This window comes from Aeribacillus sp. FSL K6-1121 (assembly GCF_038003725.1).
Lineage (GTDB): Bacteria > Bacillota > Bacilli > Bacillales > Aeribacillaceae > Aeribacillus > Aeribacillus composti.
This window is the reverse complement of sequence record NZ_JBBOPS010000001.1, coordinates 2426696-2447903: the sequence shown is the minus strand read 5'-3', so window position 1 is coordinate 2447903 and position 21208 is coordinate 2426696. Positions and strand designations below refer to the sequence as shown.

Annotated in this window: 16 protein-coding genes and 1 pseudogene; 11 read left to right on the top strand and 6 right to left on the bottom strand. The window is 38.9% G+C overall.

All coding sequences use genetic code 11. The annotated features are described in order from the left end of the window. Positions 1-229 precede the first annotated feature (229 nt). Complete coding sequence (locus NSQ61_RS11990; RefSeq protein WP_066249828.1) at positions 230-1420, top strand: PDZ domain-containing protein; 1191 nt, start codon at positions 230-232, stop codon at positions 1418-1420. Positions 1421-1735: 315 nt separating this feature from the next. Here the strand turns inward: NSQ61_RS11990 and NSQ61_RS11985 are convergent, their stop codons facing one another. The 5 genes from NSQ61_RS11985 to NSQ61_RS11965 all read right to left on the bottom strand — a co-directional run bounded on the left by NSQ61_RS11985 (position 1736) and on the right by NSQ61_RS11965 (position 6193). Then, a complete protein-coding gene (locus NSQ61_RS11985; RefSeq protein WP_327847709.1) occupies positions 1736-2782 on the bottom strand; it encodes a flavin-containing monooxygenase in 1047 nt (348 codons plus the stop codon). Between the two features lie 21 nt (positions 2783-2803). Beyond that, complete coding sequence (locus NSQ61_RS11980; RefSeq protein WP_340807126.1) at positions 2804-3715, bottom strand: cation diffusion facilitator family transporter; 912 nt, start codon at positions 3713-3715, stop codon at positions 2804-2806. Positions 3716-3729: 14 nt separating this feature from the next. Next, positions 3730-4038 (bottom strand): ArsR/SmtB family transcription factor, encoded by a 309-nt coding sequence (locus NSQ61_RS11975; protein WP_340807124.1) that lies wholly within the window; start codon positions 4036-4038, stop codon positions 3730-3732. A 660-nt stretch (positions 4039-4698) separates the two neighbouring features. Beyond that, positions 4699-5871, bottom strand: coding sequence for a chromate efflux transporter (chrA, locus tag NSQ61_RS11970; protein WP_340807122.1), 1173 nt, complete (start codon positions 5869-5871; stop codon positions 4699-4701). A gap of 1 nt (position 5872) precedes the next feature. Then, positions 5873-6193, bottom strand: a complete 321-nt coding sequence (locus tag NSQ61_RS11965) for a PadR family transcriptional regulator (protein WP_063389188.1) — start codon at positions 6191-6193, stop codon at positions 5873-5875. A gap of 214 nt (positions 6194-6407) precedes the next feature. Here NSQ61_RS11965 and NSQ61_RS11960 point away from each other — a divergent pair, with 214 nt between their 5' ends. From NSQ61_RS11960 to uvrA, 6 genes are all read left to right on the top strand, one after another. Then, positions 6408-8486 carry a heavy metal translocating P-type ATPase gene (locus NSQ61_RS11960; RefSeq protein ID WP_340807120.1) on the top strand — a complete coding sequence of 693 codons (2079 nt, stop codon included), beginning with the start codon at positions 6408-6410 and terminating at the stop codon, positions 8484-8486. Between the two features lie 147 nt (positions 8487-8633). Beyond that, on the top strand, positions 8634-9521 hold the full coding sequence (locus NSQ61_RS11955; RefSeq protein WP_340807118.1) for an ROK family protein: 888 nt from the start codon (positions 8634-8636) through the stop codon (positions 9519-9521). A 486-nt stretch (positions 9522-10007) separates the two neighbouring features. Beyond that, positions 10008-10301 carry a hypothetical protein gene (locus NSQ61_RS11950; RefSeq protein ID WP_144597336.1) on the top strand — a complete coding sequence of 98 codons (294 nt, stop codon included), beginning with the start codon at positions 10008-10010 and terminating at the stop codon, positions 10299-10301. Between the two features lie 373 nt (positions 10302-10674). Further along, positions 10675-10905 carry a CsbA family protein gene (locus NSQ61_RS11945; RefSeq protein ID WP_063389185.1) on the top strand — a complete coding sequence of 77 codons (231 nt, stop codon included), beginning with the start codon at positions 10675-10677 and terminating at the stop codon, positions 10903-10905. A 125-nt stretch (positions 10906-11030) separates the two neighbouring features. Next, a complete protein-coding gene (uvrB, locus tag NSQ61_RS11940) occupies positions 11031-13013 on the top strand; it encodes an excinuclease ABC subunit UvrB (RefSeq protein ID WP_063389184.1) in 1983 nt (660 codons plus the stop codon). A gap of 6 nt (positions 13014-13019) precedes the next feature. Continuing rightward, positions 13020-15896, top strand: coding sequence for an excinuclease ABC subunit UvrA (gene uvrA, locus NSQ61_RS11935; protein WP_340807114.1), 2877 nt, complete (start codon positions 13020-13022; stop codon positions 15894-15896). A 442-nt stretch (positions 15897-16338) separates the two neighbouring features. On the opposite strand, the gene NSQ61_RS11930 is transcribed toward uvrA, so the two are convergent. Beyond that, the gene (locus NSQ61_RS11930; RefSeq protein ID WP_327873123.1) at positions 16339-17502 is read right to left on the bottom strand and encodes an acyl-CoA dehydrogenase family protein; all 1164 of its coding nucleotides are present in this window, start codon (positions 17500-17502) and stop codon (positions 16339-16341) included. Between the two features lie 193 nt (positions 17503-17695). On the opposite strand from NSQ61_RS11930, the pseudogene NSQ61_RS11925 reads away from it, so the two are divergent. The 4 genes and pseudogenes from NSQ61_RS11925 (at position 17696) to NSQ61_RS11910 (ending at position 20871) form a co-directional block, all read left to right on the top strand. Beyond that, positions 17696-18413, top strand: a pseudogene (locus tag NSQ61_RS11925) (amino acid ABC transporter ATP-binding protein). A gap of 63 nt (positions 18414-18476) precedes the next feature. Next, complete coding sequence (locus NSQ61_RS11920; RefSeq protein WP_063389181.1) at positions 18477-19331, top strand: amino acid ABC transporter substrate-binding protein; 855 nt, start codon at positions 18477-18479, stop codon at positions 19329-19331. Between the two features lie 86 nt (positions 19332-19417). Beyond that, the gene (locus NSQ61_RS11915) at positions 19418-20116 is read left to right on the top strand and encodes an amino acid ABC transporter permease (RefSeq protein WP_235600504.1); all 699 of its coding nucleotides are present in this window, start codon (positions 19418-19420) and stop codon (positions 20114-20116) included. A gap of 26 nt (positions 20117-20142) precedes the next feature. Beyond that, positions 20143-20871 (top strand): amino acid ABC transporter permease, encoded by a 729-nt coding sequence (locus tag NSQ61_RS11910; RefSeq protein ID WP_063389179.1) that lies wholly within the window; start codon positions 20143-20145, stop codon positions 20869-20871. Positions 20872-21208 lie beyond the last annotated feature (337 nt).

Below are 21208 nucleotides of genomic sequence, written 5' to 3'. Positions count from 1 at the left end.
TTAAGTGGCTGTTTCTTTGCTCAATTTTTTGATCGATTTGCTGCAAGTCTGATTCATTCAGCTTTTTAGAAAAAAGCGGTATGAAGCCAAAAAAGCCGCTGCTCCATGAATTTGGTCAATCGGCCTTTTTACCTATTTCCAGTTTTTTATATGACGTTCTAGCTTCTTTTTTAAAAGATTTGATAAAATAGAGGAAAGTCTCATATGATTCGTAAAAGGGGTGGGCCGTTTGGTTGGACAATGGCTTTTAGAATTGCTTTTCAGCATAGGCCGTTTTTTCTTGCATCCGCTTTTGTATTTCTTTCTTATTTTTTCCTTTTTAAATGGATATTGGCGGGTTAGAAGAGAACGAAAATCTTTTCATGTGCGCGTATATGATGTGTTTGACGATATTCGTTTTACTTATACGAAGGGAATTATCGCTGGCCTTATCCTTTCTGTTCTTTTCATGCTTCTAGGACTGTGGATTCCATTCGGAACACTCGTTTTATTGACTATTTGGCTGCTGGCTGTTAGTTTAACTTTTCAGCCGCGTTTTTTGTCATCAAGTATCTCATTGGGCGGAACGATTTTTTTAACAGCTTTATTAAATGGAGTGGCAGATCAATCTCCTTGGATCGATGAATTTTTTGTGAGCCTTGATAAAACAAACTACAGCGTCTTGTCGCTATTTTTGAGCTTTTTGCTTATTTGTGAAGGGATTCTCATCTATCGAACAGCACATTACCATACATCCCCATTTATCATAAAAAGCAAGAGAGGAATGCCGATTGGGAATCATGTAGCGAACAGAACATGGATGATTCCGTTAATGCTTTTAGTTCCAGGCGGTTCATTGGAATCTCCTTTTTCTTGGTGGCCAATTATTTCTTTAAATGGTGAACCATTTATGCTCGTGATGATTCCGTATTTTGTCGGTTTTTATCAAAGAATTCAAGGGTCTTTGCCAAAGGAAAGCATTCAAGTAACAGGCCGGCGCATCTCGATTCTTGGAATTATTTCTCTTGTTGTTGCTGCTGCTTCGTTGTGGGCTCCATTTCTGTCGTTTGTTGCCGCGGCTCTAGCATTGATAGGAAAGGGATTAATAACTGTAAAACAAAGGATGAATGATAATTCGGCCGCTTTTTATTTCTCGAAACAAGATTATGGACTGGTCGTATTAGGCACGCTTCCTCAATCCCCGGGAGAGAAAATGGGAATAAAAGCGGGAGAAGTTATAACAAAGGTGAATGGAAAAAATGTAAAAACAACGTACGAATTTTACGAAGCGCTGCAGATAAGCAGGACGCATTGTAAGTTGGAGGTACTAGGACATAACAAAGAAATCCGTTTTGTCCAACGCGCCTTATACGAAGGGGAGCATCATGAACTCGGCTTGCTCTTTGTGCAAGATGAGAAGTGGAAGTCAGAAGCCTCTTAACCGGTATGAATGGTTCATAATCAACCGGAATAGCGACATAATTTTTAGGAATAGGCCATAATTCTTCGGAATGAGTTTCATTTTTTTTCCGGAACGATAAAGGTATATTTTCTCTATCACATCAAACCACTTAGTCAATGATTGGCTAAGTGGTTTTTTACGTCAAAAAATGTTATAGCTAGCAGAATTAGGCTCGAGAATTATTGTACAAAGTAACTGACATTGTTCAATGATATTTGAAGCCTTTCAGTAAATATGTCTAATCATGAAAATAGCCGCGGCAAGAAAAGCTCTAGCTAAACATTGCAAGCACCTTCAATGGTTTAAAATATCATTTATCAAGTACTCTGCATCGGCGCCCACCCCTCCGATAAGAGCGGAGCCTCTCCGATATTGCCAAGGCAATCCTAAGAAGTACAATCCTTTCACAGGAGTAACCCCTCTTTGGTGAACGGGCTTTCCTCTATGGTCTAAAACATTAGGAATTTGTATCCAGCTGTAATCAAAATAAAATCCGGTTGCCCAAATGACATTTTGAACTTGAATTTGACTGTTATCTGCAAAAGAGATAACATCTCCTGAAACACCCTCTGTTTTAGGCTTCATTTTTATTTTGCCTTCTTGTAGTAAATGTTTCAGCTCTTTACCGAAAATAGGATCTTTTTGTTTACTGATCAACCTGCCTAACGGGCTATTGATATGGACGTCTAATAAACCTATTTTTTGAAACCACCAGAAAATACTTTTCCCCATAATTTCAAGTGGAAGAAATCTCATTTTATGACCTACTGATAAATAAACTTCTCTGTCTTCGGACAATTCAACTGCAATTTGCGCTCCAGAATTTCCTGCACCGACTACTAAAACAGAGCCATCTTGCAATTGAGATGGATTCAAATAGCCGGATGTATGCACTTGATACACTTGATCGTATAAGCTTTCGGCAAATGGTGGAAGATAAGGCTTTTGAAAAGGCCCTGTTGCTATAACCACTTTATTTGCCATATATCTCCTATGGTTGGTTGTCACTTTAAAAATCTCATTTTCTTTTTGAAGAGAAATGACTTCTGTATTCAGATGAATAGGTAATTCGAATTTTTGAGCATAATCCTCTAAATAATCGGCTATTTCATCCTTAGTTGGATATCCGTCCGGGTCACCCTTTAAGACCATTCCTGGCAAGGAGCTAAACGATCGAGGGGTAAAAAGCACTAAAGAATCGTAACGATTTCTCCAAACATCTCCGATTCGATTTTCCTTGCCGACAATGGCAAATAATATATCGTGTTGCTTTAGATAATACCCCATCGCTAATCCTGCTTGGCCAGCACCGATTACAAGAACATCAACATTTTGTCCCATTTCAATCAACTCCGAAAAAAGCTAGACTTTCATTTTTCCATGATGGATTTGAGAGGTTTCAATTTGAATGGTTGTATGCAAAATCTTAAATTTTTCTTCAATCATGTGAATGGCAGCTTGTAACACCTTTTGACTGTCTTGATGATCTTCAATTAAAATATGGCAGCTTAGTGAATCTAAACCTGATGTAATCGTCCAAATATGCAGGTCGTGAACATCCTTCACACCTTCAATACTTTTTAAGGCTTTCTTCACTTCATTTTGATCAATGGTAACGGGCGTTCCTTCCATCAAAATGTGTATGCTATGCTTCAAAACTCCCCAAGCGCCTTTTAATATTAATAAAGCAACTAAAATGGAAATAATAGGGTCTGCTATATACCAGCCAAAGAGCCACATGATGAATCCTGCAGCAATGGCTCCGACAGAGCCTAAAGCATCGCCGATAACGTGTAGATAAGCGCTGCGAACATTGACATTATGTTTCACATCACCTTTTCTCATTAACACCCAGGCACTTAAAAGATTAGCAAAAAGACCAATAGACGCAATCAACATCATCGAGCCACTTGCTACAGTCGGCGGATTGAAAAAACGCTGAACAGCTTCCCAAATGATAAATCCAGCGATAACAAACAAGGTAACTCCATTAAACAAAGCGGCTAAAATTTCAAAACGATAAAAGCCATACGTTTTATTTGGGGAGGCTGGTTTGGCCGCAAACCATATAGCAATTAGGCTAAGAGCAAGCGAACTGGCGTCACTAAGCATATGTCCAGAGTCAGAAAGAAGGGCCAGACTGTTTGTCATTAACCCCCCGAAAAACTCTAACAGCAAAATTCCAACAGTAATGAGCAGTGCAATTATAAGTCCTTTTTTATTGTTTTCCCTGTTAAAGTCGTGATGGTCGTGAGAGTGGTGATGGCTGTTCATGGCCAAATGCCTCCTTACTGATGTTCAGAATGATCAATGGCTTGTTTTAATAATGAAAAAACGTGTTCGTCATTACAGGAGTAAATCAGTGTTTTTCCTTCACGGCGATACTTAATAAGTCTAAGATTTCGCAATATACTAAGCTGATGGGAAACTGTTGATTGAGACATTTCCAACACTTCGGCAATATGATTTACGCTGCACTCTTCTTGTGATAACAAATAAAGAATTTTAATTCGAGTAGGATCGGCTAACACCTTAAATATTTGCGATATATGTTCAATTGTTTCAGGTTTTAAGAAAGAATGATCTTCCGTCTTCATTCATAATTCCCTCGTTCTTTATTATATATGAGCATATGTTCATATTTTATTGTATTTTGCATTCTGTTTTTTGTCAAGTTTAGGAAATCTGTTTAACAGTACATAATGAGGAGGGAACCTTTCAGATTGGAAATACGGTCAACTAGTTCTGAGGCATTTTCAGTGGGCTTAAGAAATCTAAGAGCTCTTTAAAAGTGACATTAGCAATGAGATAAATGAAGCAGTTTTTAAAAGATGATTGCTTCAAAGTAGATTGCAGCTGGAGAGAATGTTCTAAATTGATCGTATAAAGACATTTCAGGGTACTTGCGAGCAATCATTGAGAAGTCGATTCATTTATCTTTTTGAGAAGCTGCCAAGCATGGAAATTGAGCATCTCAATATGTTTATTTTAATCATTGACTAGCAAAGATAACCTCTCGTTCTTGAACAGCCTTGCCTAAACGTTAACTTGGTTAATTCACGCTGTCGGCTAGCCTTCATACAGGAACGGGTGAAGCCGGGCATGAATAGCAGCTTCTGCCAGATCAGACAATGTCGGAAAAGGGCATACTTTGTCCGGTTTAGCCGTAAAGGAATCCCTCTTATGGTAGACAGGTCTACATAAGAGGGATCATATCAAATGAAACCTGAAGGATCTTTGTGTCAGCAGATCTAATTTTACAAGAACAAGCCGCCAATGGCGCCCGTTAAGACGATGATCCATGGAGCTATCTTCCAATAAGCGAGCATACTGAATAAAATTGCAGCAAAAGCAAAATCAATCGGACGATTAATGGAGCTTATCCAGATCGGATCATAAAAAGCGGCAATTAAAATTCCGACGACAGCAGCTTGTATGCCCATTAACGCACCATTAATCTTTGAATTGCTTTGAAGCTTTCCCCAAAACGGTAATGTACCAAAAATGAGCAGAATTGCCGGAAGAAAGATGGCGCAAGTTGCAACGAATCCCCCAGCCCATCCATTCATGACCGCTCCAATATAAGAAGCAAATGTAAACAAAGGACCAGGAACTGCCTGTGCTGCTCCGTAACCAGCCAAAAATTCTTTTTCTGTTAACATTCCTGTTGGAACAAATTCCTGTTCAAGCAGCGGGAGCACCACATGTCCTCCCCCAAATACGAGAGATCCAGAGCGGTAAAAGCTGTCGAACAAGCCGATCCAGTAAGAAGAAGTCCACACTTTTAATAAAGGAAGGAAAAGGAGAAGCCCGAAAAATAACAATAAACAGCTTGCGGCAAATCGTGTTGAAATCGGCACCTGCAACGAAGTCTGGGTATCTTCTTCTACTTTTTTATATAATAAAAATCCAATAAAAGCCGCTAGCAACATGACGACAACTTGGGAAAAAGCATGTTGCCATAATAAAGTAACGACTAGCGCGCCTAATGCGATGGCTTTTCTCCCTAGGTCAGGGGCAAGTTTTTGTGCCATTCCAATAACAGCATGGGCGACTACAACAGCAGCAACAATCTTTAAGCCATGAATCCAGCCGGCATCAACAATATGTAACTCTTTAAGAATAAGAGCAAAGATCATCAGTGCGATTGCAGACGGAAACGTAAAGCCGATAAAGGCGCAAAGTCCGCCTAATATTCCTCCCCGCATGAGACCGATGCCGATCCCGGCTTGGCTGCTGGCAGGTCCGGGTAAAAAATGGCATAAAGCAACCAAATCTGCATAGCTCTTTTCATCCAACCATTTTCTTCTCCGAATATATTCTTCATGAAAATATCCTAAATGGGCGATTGGCCCCCCAAATGAGGTCAATCCAAGCTTTGTGGAAATGGCAAATATCTCGAACAGCGTTTTCCATTTTGATTCCTTCATGTTATCCCCCACCTTCATTATGTATTTCTTTAAAAAGCTCGTACGCTTTCGTCCGGGCTTCTTTCAGAACGGCTTTCCCTTTCTGTGTAGTTGTATAATATTTTCGTATTTTTCCTTCTACATTTTGTTCTGTTTTTTCCAACAGTCCGTCCTTTTCCATTGCGTGGAGAATCGGATAAAGAGTCCCTGCACTTATGTTGTAGCCATGACTTTTCAGTTCCTCAAGCATCCACAAGCCGAATATAGGATGTTCGCTTGCATGATGTAAAATATGAATATGTATAAAACCGAGAAAAAGCTTGCGCAACACTTTATCTTCCATTTTTACCCCCCCATTTTGAGAATCGATATCGAATTTCGATAACATTAATATTGTAAGGTTATTCATATGTACATGTCAAAATTATATTTACGAAAATATTTGACAATTGAATTGTCTTTTCATAAAATGGACATATAAAATATGAACACTTATTCATATAAACACATATACTGTATACTGCAATGTGTACTCTATTTCATTGGAGGATTAGAGAATGATTCAGTATCGGGTAAAGGGATTGTCTTGTGCAAATTGCGCAAAGAATCTGGAAGAGGAAATCCAAAAGCTTGAATATGGAGAAAATGCAAAATTAAATTTTCAATCTAGCAAACTGTATGTCAATGAAGAAATTAATATTGCTAAAGTCAAAAAAATTTTAGCATCGGATGGGGCCTATATTGAGGAAGAAAATAAACATGAAGATACACATTCTTATTTATTGTGGCTCGTTTTGCTCTCGGTTTTAGCTTTTATAGCTGCTGTTGTGTTCGAAAAAACATTATCACCATCCGCCGCTGTTACAATGTATATAATTGCTACGGTGATCAGCGGATATAAAACATTTTTGAAAGGGGCCAAAAACCTCGTTCGATTGAAATTTAATATTGACACCCTTATGACAATTGCTTTGATTGGAGCTTTTGGCATTGGAGAGTGGAAGGAAGGTGCTGTTGTTGCCATTTTATTTGGAGTGAACGAATATTTAGAGGGCTTGGGAATGGAAAAGGCCCGTCGTTCTATCGAATCGCTTTTAGAAGTTGCGCCGAATGAAGCTACGATTGTTATAGATGGCCAGGAAAAGAAAGTTTCCATTCATGACATCAAGGCAGGGGATATTGTTCTTGTCAAAGCCGGTGAAAAAATTCCATCGGATGGGATAGTGGTGGAAGGGAAAAGCTCAGTTAATGAAGCGGCCATTACTGGAGAATCTCTCCCTGTTGAAAAGGAAGCAAAAGATGAAGTGTTTGGCGGAAGCATTAATAATGAAGGAATTTTGAAAGTTCGGATAACAAAGCCTTACGAAGAATCGTCTCTAGCGAAAATTTTGCATTTAGTTGAAGAAGCGCAGGAAACAAAAACGCCGACTGAGCAATTCATTAATAAGTTTGCGAAATATTATACTCCTTTGATCATGCTTATCTCTCTTGTCGTTATTTTTATTCCGCCGCTTTTCTTAGGAGTTGATTGGAGAACATCTTTATATCAAGGATTGGCAGTGTTAATTGTCGGCTGTCCATGTGCATTAGTTTTATCCTCTCCCATTGCTATCGTTTCAGGAATCACGAGAAATGCACGCAAAGGCATTCTTGTAAAAGGCGGGGTTTATTTAGAGCAATTAGGGAAAATTGGAATAATAGCTTTTGATAAAACAGGAACACTGACAAAAGGGGAGCCCTATGTAGAGAAGTTTGTAGAATATGATCCTTCTTTTTGGAGCATCATCGGATCAATTGAAAAATCCTCTACTCATCCGATCGCTAAAGCCATTATGAAAAAAATAGATGAGTTAAACGTTTCCCTTTTGGAGGCTCACTCCGTTGTTGCAACATCAGGTGAGGGAATAAAAGCGGAGATAGACGGGAAGGAATACCGTGTCGGCAATGAAAAAACGATTCAACATCTTTCGCTCAGCGAAAATGTAAAGGAAGACATAAAGGCCTTTAAACAGGAAGGACTAACAATCGTTTTGGTTTCAGATGACAAAAACGTTCTCGGTATGGTCGGTATAGCGGATGAAATTCGACAGGAAAGCAGCCAGGTGATCCGCATGCTTCACCGAACAGGTGTGAAGAGAACTGTCATGTTGACAGGAGACCACGAAAAAACTGCTGAAAAAGTGGCGAAAAAGGTTGGTTTAAGTGAATATTTTGCAAACCTTCTGCCGGAAGAAAAGGTGGAAAAGGTAAAAGAGCTGTCTCTCTCAGGAAAAACGGCAATGATCGGAGATGGTATTAATGATGCGCCTGCGCTCGCAGCTGCTGATTTAGGCATTGCAATGGGAAAAGGAACAGACAGCGCAATTGAAACGGCTGATATCGTTTTAATGCAAGATCATTTAGGAAAGCTACCTGATGCTATTTCAACTGCCAAAAAAGTGAACAGAATCATCAAGTTAAACATCGGGATTGCTCTAGGTTTAAAAGCCGCTGCACTGCTGCTGACGATTCCAGGCTGGCTTACGCTTTGGATAGCCATTCTGTCGGATATGGGGGCGACTGTTTTAGTGACCCTCATTAGTTTAACGATTTTATGGGAACGAAATAAAAAACTTCTAAATGAGGCTTTCAGCTAATGGCTGATCGCCTTTTTTCTTGCATTTTTTAATATTTCTCTTCCATAAACATAATGACATTTATTATAATCTTATTAATTTGACAACCTGCCGCTAATGAAAAATTGGACATAACATTATGGACAAAATCATGGGAGGAATTGTGAAATGCTTTTAGGTGCAATTGAAGCGGGCGGAACAAAATTTGTCTGCGGAATTGGAGATGAAAACGGAAATATTATCGAGCGGACTTCTTTTCCGACGACAACGCCTGATGAAGTGCTTGAACAAGTGGTCAAATTTTTTCGGGATAAAGATATTAAAGCACTTGGAATTGGTTCATTCGGTCCGATTGATTTAGATCGCACAAGCGAAACATTCGGATACATAACATCTACTCCGAAGCTACAGTGGGCGAATACAAATCTTGTCGGAGCGATAAAAAAAGAATTCCCTATTCCAATTGGCTTTGATACAGACGTCAATGCAGCAGCGCTCGGGGAAATGAAATGGGGGGCTGCGAAAGGTCTGAATAGCTGCATTTATATGACGATCGGTACCGGGATCGGAGTCGGTGCCATCTCTGAAGGACATCTAGTACACGGGCTAATCCATCCGGAAATGGGGCATATGCTTGTTCGGCGCCATCCTGAAGATTCGTTTGCCGGCAATTGTCCGTATCACAAAGATTGTTTGGAAGGAATGGCATCCGGTCCTGCTATAGAAAAACGCTGGGGAAAAAAGGGGCAAGAATTAGAAAAAAATGAGAAAGTATGGGATTTGGAAGCGTACTATATTGCACAAGGAATTGCCAACCTTATACTCGTTTTATCGCCTAAAAAAATAATAATTGGCGGCGGAGTCGCCAAACAAAAGCAATTGTTCCCCCTTATACATCAAAATGTTCAAGCTTTATTAAACGGTTATGTTCGCCATGAAGTGGTGCTAGAAAACATTGCAGATTATATTGTTCCGCCCGGATTAGGGGATAATGCGGGACTTTGCGGAGCAATCGGTTTAGCATATGAGGCGTTTTTGGAGAATAATCAAAAATAAAGCTCAAGAACATTTATCGGCAAATAATCGTTACAGATAACCCAAGCCATAAAATAAAATCAGGCATACAAAAAATGTGTACAAGAAAAGGAAACTTTCAAGAATGCAGTTAAGAACCAAAAAGAATTAGATAAAGCTAAAACTAATGCTAAAGAGAATTGATCCAAGATATTGCTCGGTGACCTAACAGCTCTTTATGTTACAGCTGAGATGATTAAGTTTAGGTGGCTGGAAGCATTCATTTTTTGATAAGTGGAGTTCAGGAGTATTGCAATGTATATGCTGAAACAAAACGAATATTGAAAAATATTTTTTAATCTTTAAATAATTATTAAACATCTCTACATTTAGAGGGAGAATCAATTAAATTATATATCTTAAAAAAGACAAATTAGACTTAGGGATTTAGAAATTTATTTATTATTTAAAAACAGTATGTCTATGGGATATCTTATTATCGGGGATTAAGAAGACCTTTATAAATACATGAATGAAGAGGATATTCAACAATTTCAAAATGTAATAAAAATCTATGTATTGTCAGATGAACAGTTAAATGAAGAAGATGCAGATATTTTTAGAGAGTTTGCAATGGATTTAGTTGATGGTAAAGATTTTTGTGCATTAATACTGGATTTTCATGTAAATGGAGAATTGTTTGAAAATCTACCACTAGATCTTAAGGTGGAAGATTATCAAAAAATATTACATGCAGTAAATTCTGAATACGATATTTCATATGTAAATTTAGATCATTTGTTTTATCTATCTCAAGATTAAGAAAGAGTATCCAATAGTGAAAAAAGGCGGCTATTGGATGCTTTTTTATATGCTTAGGGTAGTCTTAGGGGGTGACCGTAAGAAAAAAGTAAATATAGTATAAAAGTTGCTTTCATAAAGGCGAATTTTTTAGCCTATGAGCTTCATTATTGCATTTAAATATAATCATAAAGCTATTTCTATTCGTTTATTTTGACTTCATCGATTTCAACTATTTCCCCTGTATCCTAGGTTTTCTGACCGCTATACATCGCATCATTTTTTATTCTTTGCATTGGCTTATTTTTCCCTTCTCTTTTGTGGTTTTGCTTGAAAGCTTTTTGAGGGCTTCAATATAATAAATGTATAACCGTTGACGAAAAGAGGTTTTTTTATGATCAAGCTTGTGTTTGCCGCATTCGCCCCTTTTTTGCTTGTCTTATTTTTCACAAGAGTTACATATAGTCATGTCGTTGGGACATTGTTGACGGCTGGTTTATTAATTGCCTCTTATTTTGCAGGTCATATGGATACTATTTATATCGCCATTTTGGATGTAGCCAGCTTAGCAGCTGGTTTTATCGCTGCCAGAAGCATGAAAAAGGATAAGAAAACATCTACTTAAACCTGTTCAACACGATTGACAGGTTTTTATTGTCTATGAAAATCAAACGTCAGTTCGTATTTTTGGTGATTCAGCCTGATTATATGTTAAAATAAAATATAAGTTTCTGAATTGGAGGATGTTCCATGGATCGGTTTGAATTAGTTTCAAATTACCAGCCTCAAGGAGATCAGCCGAAAGCTATCAAAGAGCTGGTGGAGGGAATCAGGCAAGGAAAAAAACATCAGACATTGTTAGGTGCAACTGGAACTGGCAAAACGTTTACGATATCCAATGTGATTAAAGAAGTGAACAAACCGACGCTGGTCATTGCCCATAATAAAACGCTTGCCGGACAGCTGTATAGCGAGTTTAAAGAATTTTTCCCGAACAATGCAGTTGAATATTTTGTCAGCTATTATGACTATTATCAGCCGGAAGCGTATGTTCCGCAAACAGATACGTATATTGAAAAAGATGCGAGCATTAATGATGAAATTGATAAATTAAGACATTCGGCCACCTCTGCATTGTTTGAACGGAAAGATGTTATTATTATCGCAAGCGTTTCTTGCATATATGGTTTAGGTTCGCCAGAAGAATATCGTGAGCTGGTCGTTAGTCTTCGCACAGGAATGGAAATCGAGCGCAATGACTTGCTGCGCCGTTTAGTGGATGTGCAGTATGAAAGAAATGATGTAGATTTTCGCAGGGGAACTTTTCGCGTGCGCGGGGATGTAGTGGAAATTTTCCCTGCTTCGCGCGATGAACATTGTATCCGCGTGGAATTTTTCGGAGATGAAATCGACCGTATCCGTGAAGTTGATGCGCTGACAGGCGAAATTATTGGAGAGCGGGAGCATGTAGCGATTTTCCCGGCATCACACTTTGTGACAAGAGAAGAAAAAATGAAAATCGCCATTGCTAATATTGAAAAGGAGCTTGAGGAACGGCTGCATGAACTGCGGGAGAATGGAAAGCTTTTGGAAGCGCAACGCCTCGAGCAACGGACAAGATATGATTTAGAAATGATGCGGGAGATGGGCTTTTGCTCCGGGATTGAAAACTACTCCCGTCACCTTACATTAAGACCGCCCGGTTCGACTCCTTATACGCTTTTAGATTATTTTGGAGATGATTTTTTGATCGTCATTGACGAGTCGCATGTGACGATTCCGCAAATCCGCGGGATGTACAATGGCGACCAGGCGAGAAAACAAGTGCTTGTCGATCATGGATTCCGTTTGCCTTCAGCACTTGACAACCGTCCGTTAAAATTTGAGGAATTTGAAAAGCATATGAAACATGTCATTTATGTTTCTGCCACCCCTGGGCCGTATGAGCTGGAGCATACGCCGGTTGTTGTCGAACAGATTATCCGCCCGACTGGACTTTTAGATCCAACCATTGACGTCCGACCTGTTGAAGGGCAAATAGACGATTTAATCGGCGAAATTCAAAAGCGGGTTAAACGGAATGAGCGGGTGCTTGTGACCACATTAACGAAAAAAATGGCGGAAGATTTAACGGATTATTTGCGGGAAATCGGGATTAAGGTGACATATCTCCATTCCGAAATTAAAACGCTCGAGCGCATTGAAATTATCCGCGACCTGCGGCTTGGCAAACATGAAGTGTTGGTCGGGATCAATTTGCTCAGGGAAGGGCTTGATATTCCGGAGGTCTCTCTCGTTGCAATTTTGGATGCAGATAAAGAAGGATTTCTCCGTTCGGAACGTTCTCTTATTCAAACAATCGGACGGGCGGCTCGGAACGCAAACGGGCATGTCATTATGTATGCTGATACAATCACAAAATCGATGGAAATCGCCATAAACGAAACAAAACGGCGTCGTGCGATTCAAGAGGAATATAACCGTCAACATGGCATTACGCCAAAAACGATTCAAAAAGATATTCGCGATGTAATTAGGGCGACATATGCAGCGGAAGATGAAGCAGAATATAAAACGGAAAAGGCTGTGAAGCTGAACAAAATGTCGAAAAAAGATCGAGAACAACTGATAGCCCGTATGGAAAAAGAAATGAAAGAAGCTGCAAAAGCATTAGATTTCGAAAGAGCTGCTGAATTGCGCGATCTAATTTTGGAGCTGAAAGCGGAAGGATGATTGGATATGGCAATGGATAAAATTGTTGTAAAAGGTGCACGCGCTCATAATTTAAAAAACATTGATGTCACGATTCCAAGAGACAAGCTTGTCGTTGTAACAGGTTTATCGGGATCGGGCAAATCTTCTTTAGCATTTGATACAATTTATGCAGAGGGACAGCGGCGATATGTGGAGTCTTTATCTGCCTATGCCCGCCAATTTTTAGGACAAATGGATAAACCTGATGTCGATGCGATCGAAGGCTTATCGCCGGCCATTTCGATTGATCAAAAAACGACAAGCAGAAATCCGCGTTCAACGGTCGGAACGGTGACAGAAATTTATGACTACCTACGGCTTCTTTTTGCCCGTGTCGGGCGGCCGACATGTCCGGTGCATGGGATAGAAATTTCTTCGCAAACAATCGAACAGATGGTTGACCGGATTATGGAATATCCAGAACGGACAAGACTGCAGGTTCTTGCGCCTGTTGTGGCTGGAAAAAAAGGAATGCATGTGAAAACATTGGAGGAAATAAAAAAGCAAGGGTTTGTCCGCGTGCGGATTGACGGAGAAATGATGGAGCTTACCGATGATATTTCTCTTGAAAAAAATAAAAAACATTCCATCGATGTCGTTGTGGATCGGCTGATCGTGAAAGAGGGGATTATAAGCCGGTTGACCGATTCGATTGAAACAGCTTTAAAATTAGGTGATGGAAAAGTCATAATTGACATCATCGATGGCGAAGAGCTGCTTTTCAGTGAACATCATGCCTGCCCGATTTGCGGTTTTTCGATTGGAGAGCTTGAACCGCGGATGTTTTCCTTTAACAGCCCGTACGGAGCTTGTCATGCTTGTGACGGCTTAGGTTCAAAACTAGAGGTGGATTTGGATCTCGTTATTCCAAATAAAAACTTGACATTAAAGGAACACGCAATTGCACCGTGGGAGCCGACAAGCTCTCAATATTATCCGCAGCTTCTTCAAGCGGTTTGCAACCATTACGGTATTGATATGGACATTCCAGTTAAAGATATACCGAAACATCTGCTCGATAAAATTTTATTTGGAAGCGGCGGGGAAAAAATTTATTTTCGCTATGAGAACGATTTCGGGCAAATCCGGGAAGGCTATGTAGAATTTGAAGGTGTGGTCCGCAATATAGAACGGCGCTATAAAGAAACGACATCTGATTTCATACGCGAACAAATGGAAAAATATATGACGAATCAGCCGTGTCCGACATGCAAAGGGCATCGACTGAAAAAGGAAAGTCTGGCTGTTCTTATTAACGGACGCCATATCGGACAAGTCGCTCAATTATCTATTCGTGAAGCCTATCAGTTTTTTGACCAATTGGCATTGACAGAAAAAGAAATGAAAATTGCCAATTTGATTTTAAGAGAAATAAAAGAACGGCTGAATTTTTTAATTGAGGTAGGTCTTGATTATTTAACATTAAGCAGATCAGCTGGTACGCTCTCTGGTGGAGAAGCGCAAAGAATCCGTCTTGCCACGCAAATCGGATCAAGACTGACAGGAGTACTTTATATATTGGACGAGCCGTCTATCGGTTTGCATCAACGGGACAATGACAGGCTGATCCGTGCTCTTCAAAATATGCGGGATATCGGCAATACGTTGATTGTAGTTGAACATGATGAAGATACGATGCTTGCAGCTGATTATTTGATCGATATTGGGCCGGGAGCTGGCGTGCACGGCGGTCAAGTTGTAGCTGCGGGTACACCAAAAGAAGTGATGAATGATGACCGTTCGCTTACAGGACAATATTTGTCAGGGAAAAAGTTCATTCCATTGCCGGTCGAAAGAAGAAAACCGGATGGTCGGTATATTGAAATAAAAGGAGCAAGCGAGAACAATTTAAAAAATGTAAATGTCAAATTTCCTTTAGGTGTATTTTTGGCAGTAACAGGTGTATCTGGTTCGGGGAAAAGTACGTTAGTCAATGAAATATTGCAAAAAGGCTTGGCGCAAAAGCTGAATAACAGTAAAACAAAACCTGGTGCCTATAAAGAAATGAAAGGGATTGAACATCTCGATAAGGTCATCAGCATTGACCAATCTCCGATTGGAAGAACGCCGCGTTCAAATCCAGCTACGTATACCGGCGTATTTGACGATATTCGTGATGTGTTTGCAGCAACGAATGAAGCGAAAGTAAGAGGCTATAAAAAAGGACGCTTCAGTTTTAATGTGAAGGGCGGCCGCTGTGAAGCATGCCGAGGCGATGGAATCATTAAAATTGAAATGCATTTTCTTCCAGATGTATATGTTCCGTGTGAAGTATGCCACGGAAAAAGATATAACCGGGAAACTCTTGAAGTCACATATAAAGGAAAAAATATTGCGGATATTTTAGAAATGACTGTGGAAGACGCACTTCAGTTCTTTGAAAATATTCCAAAAATCAAACGGAAGCTGCAAACCATTTACGATGTAGGACTTGGTTATATGAAACTTGGTCAGCCGGCTACGACAATGTCCGGTGGGGAAGCACAACGGATAAAGCTTGCTTCAGAGCTGCATCGCAGATCTACTGGAAGATCGCTGTATATTTTAGATGAACCGACAACAGGGCTGCATGTTGACGATATTGCTAGACTCTTGAAGGTTTTGCATCGGCTTGTTGAAAACGGAGATACAGTTCTTGTAATTGAGCATAACTTAGATGTGATTAAATCAGCTGACTATATCATCGACCTTGGACCAGAAGGCGGGGACGGCGGAGGAACAATCATTGCAACGGGTACCCCTGAAGAAGTGGCAGAAGCGAAACAGTCTTATACAGGAAAATATTTAAAACCGATTTTGGATCGGGATCGGGAGAGAATGAAAAATTTCATTTTGAAAAAAGAGGCAGCGGCAAACAGTTAAATAGGCTGTTGCCAGTCTCTTTTAAATGACGAAGAATGTTCCTGAAATTCCTGAAACGGATGGTTTTATTCCATCGGTTTTCAGGAGATGAGTTGTAGATTTTTACTAGCCCTTTCAGCGAAAAATCGAGGAAATACTGATTTTCTTTGATATATGAACATTTCGCATAAAACAGAGCTTGAGCCCTTTGTGTGACAAAGGGCTCTTTTTTTATAAACTGATGTTTCTCCTATCATTCATTCAAATTCATAATTTTGAAGACTCGATGAATCGGATTCTCCGGCGTCTTAGTTATTGTGCTCACGATGTCTACAATTACCGAATGTATTGAATATCTTTGATGCATTGCTAATTCATAAAAAAGCTGACCCAAAAAAATATTTGACGGCCTTGGATCAGCTTTTTTAAAATCAGTCCCTGTGAAAAGAAGGCATTATATAAATTATTTATTTTCCATTTCTTGAATGGCTGTTTGAGCCAATTTAGAAATCGTCATATCATCCATTGGCGGATTGTGAAGCCCTGCTCTCACATCACGATAATACCGCTGCAGCGGATTTGACAGTTGAAGGCTTTTTGCTCCAACTAGTCTCATCGCCTTATCGACAATGTTGATGGCTGAGTTCGTCACAATATGCTTCGCAACACTAAGCTCGTTTGTAATGTATGGACGGCGTGCTTCATCATCATAAATTTCCGCTACGCTATACAAGAAATGTCTAGCTTTCATTAATTCTAAGTCAATCTGACCGATTAAATTTTGTACATTTGGCAATTGGCTAATGGTTCCATTTATACTATTTGGAGAATATTCTGTCGCAAATTTCACTGCATAATCACGCGCCGCCTGTGCAATACCTAAATAACAAGCGGGAATATGCAGAATCCAACCATTTATTGTATTTCCTCTCGGTCCATGGTTTAGCTCTACAAAATTTTCTTCTGCTACTTCAACGTTATCTAACACAAGATCGTGACTTTCTGTTCCTCTCATGGCGATAACGTCCCAATTTTTTTCAATTGATAATCCCTTTGCTTCTCGTTCAATTAAGAAAAATCCAATTCCTTCCTTTTCTTCAACCCATGCAGATACAAGAAAATGTGTCAGCACAGGTGACATAGTAGTATATGTCTTTCTGCCCGAAATAATCCACTTGCCATCTCTTTTCACTGCTTCCGTTTCAGGGCGCCCGCCGCGGGTTGGACTGCCTGTTTTTGCTTCACTAACTGCTCTGTTCACCAAAGCGCCGTTTAAAATTTCTTTTGCAAAAGAGACAAGCTTTTCTTCCCTCCAAAGTTTTTTCTCATACAACTCCCCAACGACGCCCAGATGCCAACCGATGGCTAGGCCTGTAGCACCATCAAAGCTAGCAATGGTTTCTTGGAATAGAACTAGATCTGTAACACCAATGCCGCCGCCTCCATATTCTTTTGGCAGCGAGAGCTTCGTATACCCCATATTGACAAGCGCTTGGATATTTTCTTTTGGAAACTTTGTCTTTTCATCGCTTTCCCTAGAATGACTTTTAAACGACTCTTCATGCTTTAACAGCTTTTCGATCCACAATCTTTGCGCATCCGTTTTCACAAATAATTTTTTTGACATGTTCTACACTTCCTTAAGCAAACTCTGTTCAGATTAATATTTTAATAGGTTCAATGAACTATTAAATTTACGAACATTTTCCATTATAACAATTTAATTCATACTTTACAACTAGGAATAGTTGTGTTATAGTTTAGATTATTCAATTAACCCAATGTTTTGATATTTTTGATAATAAAGAGAGGTGATTCGTATAATCGAATTAAAGGACATTCAAAAAAGCTTTAAAAAAATTCAATTCTTAAAGGAATTGATGTAAAAGTAACCAAAGGGGATGTCCTAGTTATTATCGATTCAAGCGGATCTGGGAGAATCACCCTTCTTCGATGTATGAATGATTTAGAAAGACCTGACGGAGGTACTATTACTATTGATGTGTTTTCCGTGGAAGGAAAACATGCGTCAAAAAAAGTCATTTTAACGCTAAGACGAAAGACCGCAATGGTTTTTCAGCATAATAATTTATTTAAAAAATAAGACGGTGCTGGAAAACGTAATGGAAAGTCTTATCGTTGCAAAGAAAATGAAAGCTGCCAAAGCGCGTAAAATTGGCATTGATTTACTTAAAAAAGTTGGCCTGGAAGAGAAAATGAATGACTATCTTGGCCAGCTGTCCGGCGGTCAACAGCAGCGTGTTGGTATAGCGCGAGCACTTCCCTTTAAACCCTTCCGTCATTTTATTTGATGAACCTACTTCCGCGCTCGATCCTGAGATGGTTGGAGAGGTTTTGTCGATTATTAAAAAAATTGCTGATGAAGGCAAAACAATGGTGATTGTAACTCATGACATTCACTTTGCAAGAGAAGTAGCGAATCGTGCTGTGTTCATGGCAGACGGCGCCATTATTGAACAGGGACCGCCTGAAGAAATATTAGTTCATCCAAAGCATGAGCGAACAAAACAATTTTAAAAAAGGCTTCTAATAGAGCCTGAATATACTATTTTAAAATTTACATGGGGGGAAAATTACTGCATGAATCGTAAACGTATTTGGACAAAATTCTTTTTATTCATTTTATCTATTTTCGTCATCGCTGGTTGTTCGAACAGTGAAAGTAAAGAAACTGATGACGGCAAAAAAGTGATTAAAGTGGCATTAAGTGATGAAGTAAATCCACCATTTTTATATACGGATGATCAAAATAAACCTATCGGTTATGATATGGATTATTTAGCGGAAATTGAAAAGAAATTGCCAGAATACAAGTTTGAGTATACGTTTGGAGAAGAAGAATCGAATTTAATCGGGGTTGACACAGGAAAATTCGATTTTGCGATTAACTGGTTTTTCAAAAATCCGGAAAGAGAACAGAAATTCCTTTATCCAGAACATGAGTATGGATACTCTTTAACTGTATTAGTGACGAAATCAGATCGAAATGATATTAAATCGTTAGATGATATGGTGGATAAAAAACTCGCTCCAATGGCGCCAAGCGGTGGACTTCGTGCTATTTTAAACGGGTACAACGAAAAGAATCCAGATAATCCGATCGAGATTGAAAGTATGGAAAATCCGTCAGCAGCAGATAACTTAAAACGTGTTGCTGAAGGAAAAGCAGATGCTGTTTTTTTGAACAAAACTACATTTGATGCTCTTCAAAAAGAGCTGAAATTGGATTTGAAAATAGGTGGTATCGTTTCGAAAGAGCCGGTTTATATTGTTTATAACAAAAAACATAAAGAACTAGCTGAGAAAATTGACAAAGCAACTGCTGAATTAATTGAAGACGGTACGCTTCCGAAACTTGCTGAGAAATGGTTTGGTGTAGACTTTTTCAAAGACCTTGACTATATTAAAAAAGAAGGATTCCAATACGAGAAATAATCAAAAACCGTATTGAATGATTATTTAATCATTCAATACGGTATATTTAAATTCGTATATATTTCTTAATGAAGGTGGTGAGCAAAATTAACACGAGTTTACAAGATTGGGCAGATTTATTTTTGAAAGTGTTAGATAAGCTCCCTCTAACATTGTTCATGCTGGTCACATCTTTATTTTTCGCTTTAATTTTAGGTGTTATTATCGCGATTATTCGAATCCAAAAACCGCCTATCCTTTATGGAATTGCAACATTTTACTTGTCATTCACACGTTGTACTCCGTTATTAGTTCAGCTGTTTCTTGTCTATTTCGGACTGCCTCAATTATTGCTAGTTTTTAATATTGATATTAATAGTTGGAACAGACTTGTTTTTGTTATTATTACATTCTCATTTCATACAGCAGCTTATTTATCAGAAGTTATCCGTTCAGCTTACTTAGCTGTCGGCACGGAGCAATTAGAAGCAGCATACAGCGTTGGCATGACGTATACACAAGCTCTAAGGAGAATTATTTTGCCTCAAGCTTTTGTCATTTCATTGCCTAATTTAGGCAATAATATTATTGAATTGTTAAAAGATACATCACTTGCCTTTTCGATCGGTATTATTGATATTATGGGGCAAGTTCGAATTATTTTAGGGAATAATCATGGTATGGGAATGTTTGAGATTTATGTCGTGATCTCTCTTGTATATTGGGGTACTTGTATCCTCATTGAAGGTATTATCGGCTATGCCGAAAAAGTGTTTAAAAAAGGTCGAGTTAGTTTATCTAAGTAATTTTTTGCTAAGGATCGTGATAACTCGTGGCAACAACTATTGATTTTAAATTTGCTTTAGAGCAAGTGCCTGAAGTGTTAAAAGGTGTGCCAGTGACATTGACGATTGCCATTGTTGCGATGGTGCTTGGACTTGTATTCGGGCTGCTTATTGCTCTTTGCAGAATATATAAAGTTCCTGTACTAAATCAATTGTCCATCGTTTATATTTCTTTTATTCGGGGAACACCGTTAGTTGTCCAATTGTACGTCTTTTTCTACGGTGTTCCGGTATTGTTTGATTTTCTTAATCATCATTTCGGATTGAATTTAAATGCGGATGAAGTTCCGACGATGATTTATGCATTAATTGCTTATACAATCAATACAGCTGCTTATGAGGCAGAAATATTCCGCGCATCGATCAATGCAGTAAACGCTGGACAAATGGAAGCTGCGTACTCAGTCGGCATGACAACTGCACAAGGATTATATCGAATCGTCCTGCCTCAAGCATTCGTTGTGGCTTTTCCGAATTTAGGCAATACGTTTATTGGACTGATCAAAGCAACATCTTTAGCTTTTGCTGTAAAAGTCGTAGAAATTTTAGCCATTACAAGAATTATAGCAAATAATGGATATAAATTTTTAGAAATGTATTTAGTTGCATCGATCATCTACTGGATTATTTGTTGGGTATGTGAAGTCATATTTGCCAAACTCGAAAAGAAAATGAGCCGTTATGAAAAACGGATGGATCTAAAAACAACTGCATAATCGGATGAAATTTTCCTAATTTACGGAAATATTAAAAAAACACCAAATGACATTGAACCAATTGAAAAAAAGAAGCCCCACATGTGTAAACATTGCACGTTGTGGGGTCTTTTTACAAAAAAATTAGGTCGAGATAATTAATTGTTTTAAATTTATCCCTTGATCGCTTCATGGCTTTTCGGACTAGTTGCTGCACTATTTAAAATTTCGGTTGTCCTTCAGTTTCTTTTATAGATGAAGATACGATTTGGTGAAATTTTTCCTATATAAAGTATGAATTGTGCTGCGAACAAAGTGTGGACTAATATGATACAGCAGTGCGCGTTTCGTGATAATT

What these genes read in the sequence shown, in the direction of transcription:
- chrA (WP_340807122.1), bottom strand. Translation starts at nt 5,871, where the DNA reads ATGAAGGAATCAAAATGGAAAACGCTGTTCGAGATATTTGCCATTTCC.
- NSQ61_RS11955 (WP_340807118.1), top strand. Translation starts at nt 8,634, where the DNA reads ATGCTTTTAGGTGCAATTGAAGCGGGCGGAACAAAATTTGTCTGCGGA.
- NSQ61_RS11980 (WP_340807126.1), bottom strand. Translation starts at nt 3,715, where the DNA reads ATGAACAGCCATCACCACTCTCACGACCATCACGACTTTAACAGGGAA.
- NSQ61_RS11965 (WP_063389188.1), bottom strand. Translation starts at nt 6,193, where the DNA reads ATGGAAGATAAAGTGTTGCGCAAGCTTTTTCTCGGTTTTATACATATT.
- NSQ61_RS11985 (WP_327847709.1), bottom strand. Translation starts at nt 2,782, where the DNA reads ATGGGACAAAATGTTGATGTTCTTGTAATCGGTGCTGGCCAAGCAGGA.
- NSQ61_RS11920 (WP_063389181.1), top strand. Translation starts at nt 18,477, where the DNA reads ATGAATCGTAAACGTATTTGGACAAAATTCTTTTTATTCATTTTATCT.
- uvrA (WP_340807114.1), top strand. Translation starts at nt 13,020, where the DNA reads ATGGCAATGGATAAAATTGTTGTAAAAGGTGCACGCGCTCATAATTTA.
- uvrB (WP_063389184.1), top strand. Translation starts at nt 11,031, where the DNA reads ATGGATCGGTTTGAATTAGTTTCAAATTACCAGCCTCAAGGAGATCAG.
- NSQ61_RS11930 (WP_327873123.1), bottom strand. Translation starts at nt 17,502, where the DNA reads ATGTCAAAAAAATTATTTGTGAAAACGGATGCGCAAAGATTGTGGATC.
- NSQ61_RS11945 (WP_063389185.1), top strand. Translation starts at nt 10,675, where the DNA reads ATGATCAAGCTTGTGTTTGCCGCATTCGCCCCTTTTTTGCTTGTCTTA.
- NSQ61_RS11960 (WP_340807120.1), top strand. Translation starts at nt 6,408, where the DNA reads ATGATTCAGTATCGGGTAAAGGGATTGTCTTGTGCAAATTGCGCAAAG.
- NSQ61_RS11950 (WP_144597336.1), top strand. Translation starts at nt 10,008, where the DNA reads ATGAATGAAGAGGATATTCAACAATTTCAAAATGTAATAAAAATCTAT.
- NSQ61_RS11975 (WP_340807124.1), bottom strand. Translation starts at nt 4,038, where the DNA reads ATGAAGACGGAAGATCATTCTTTCTTAAAACCTGAAACAATTGAACAT.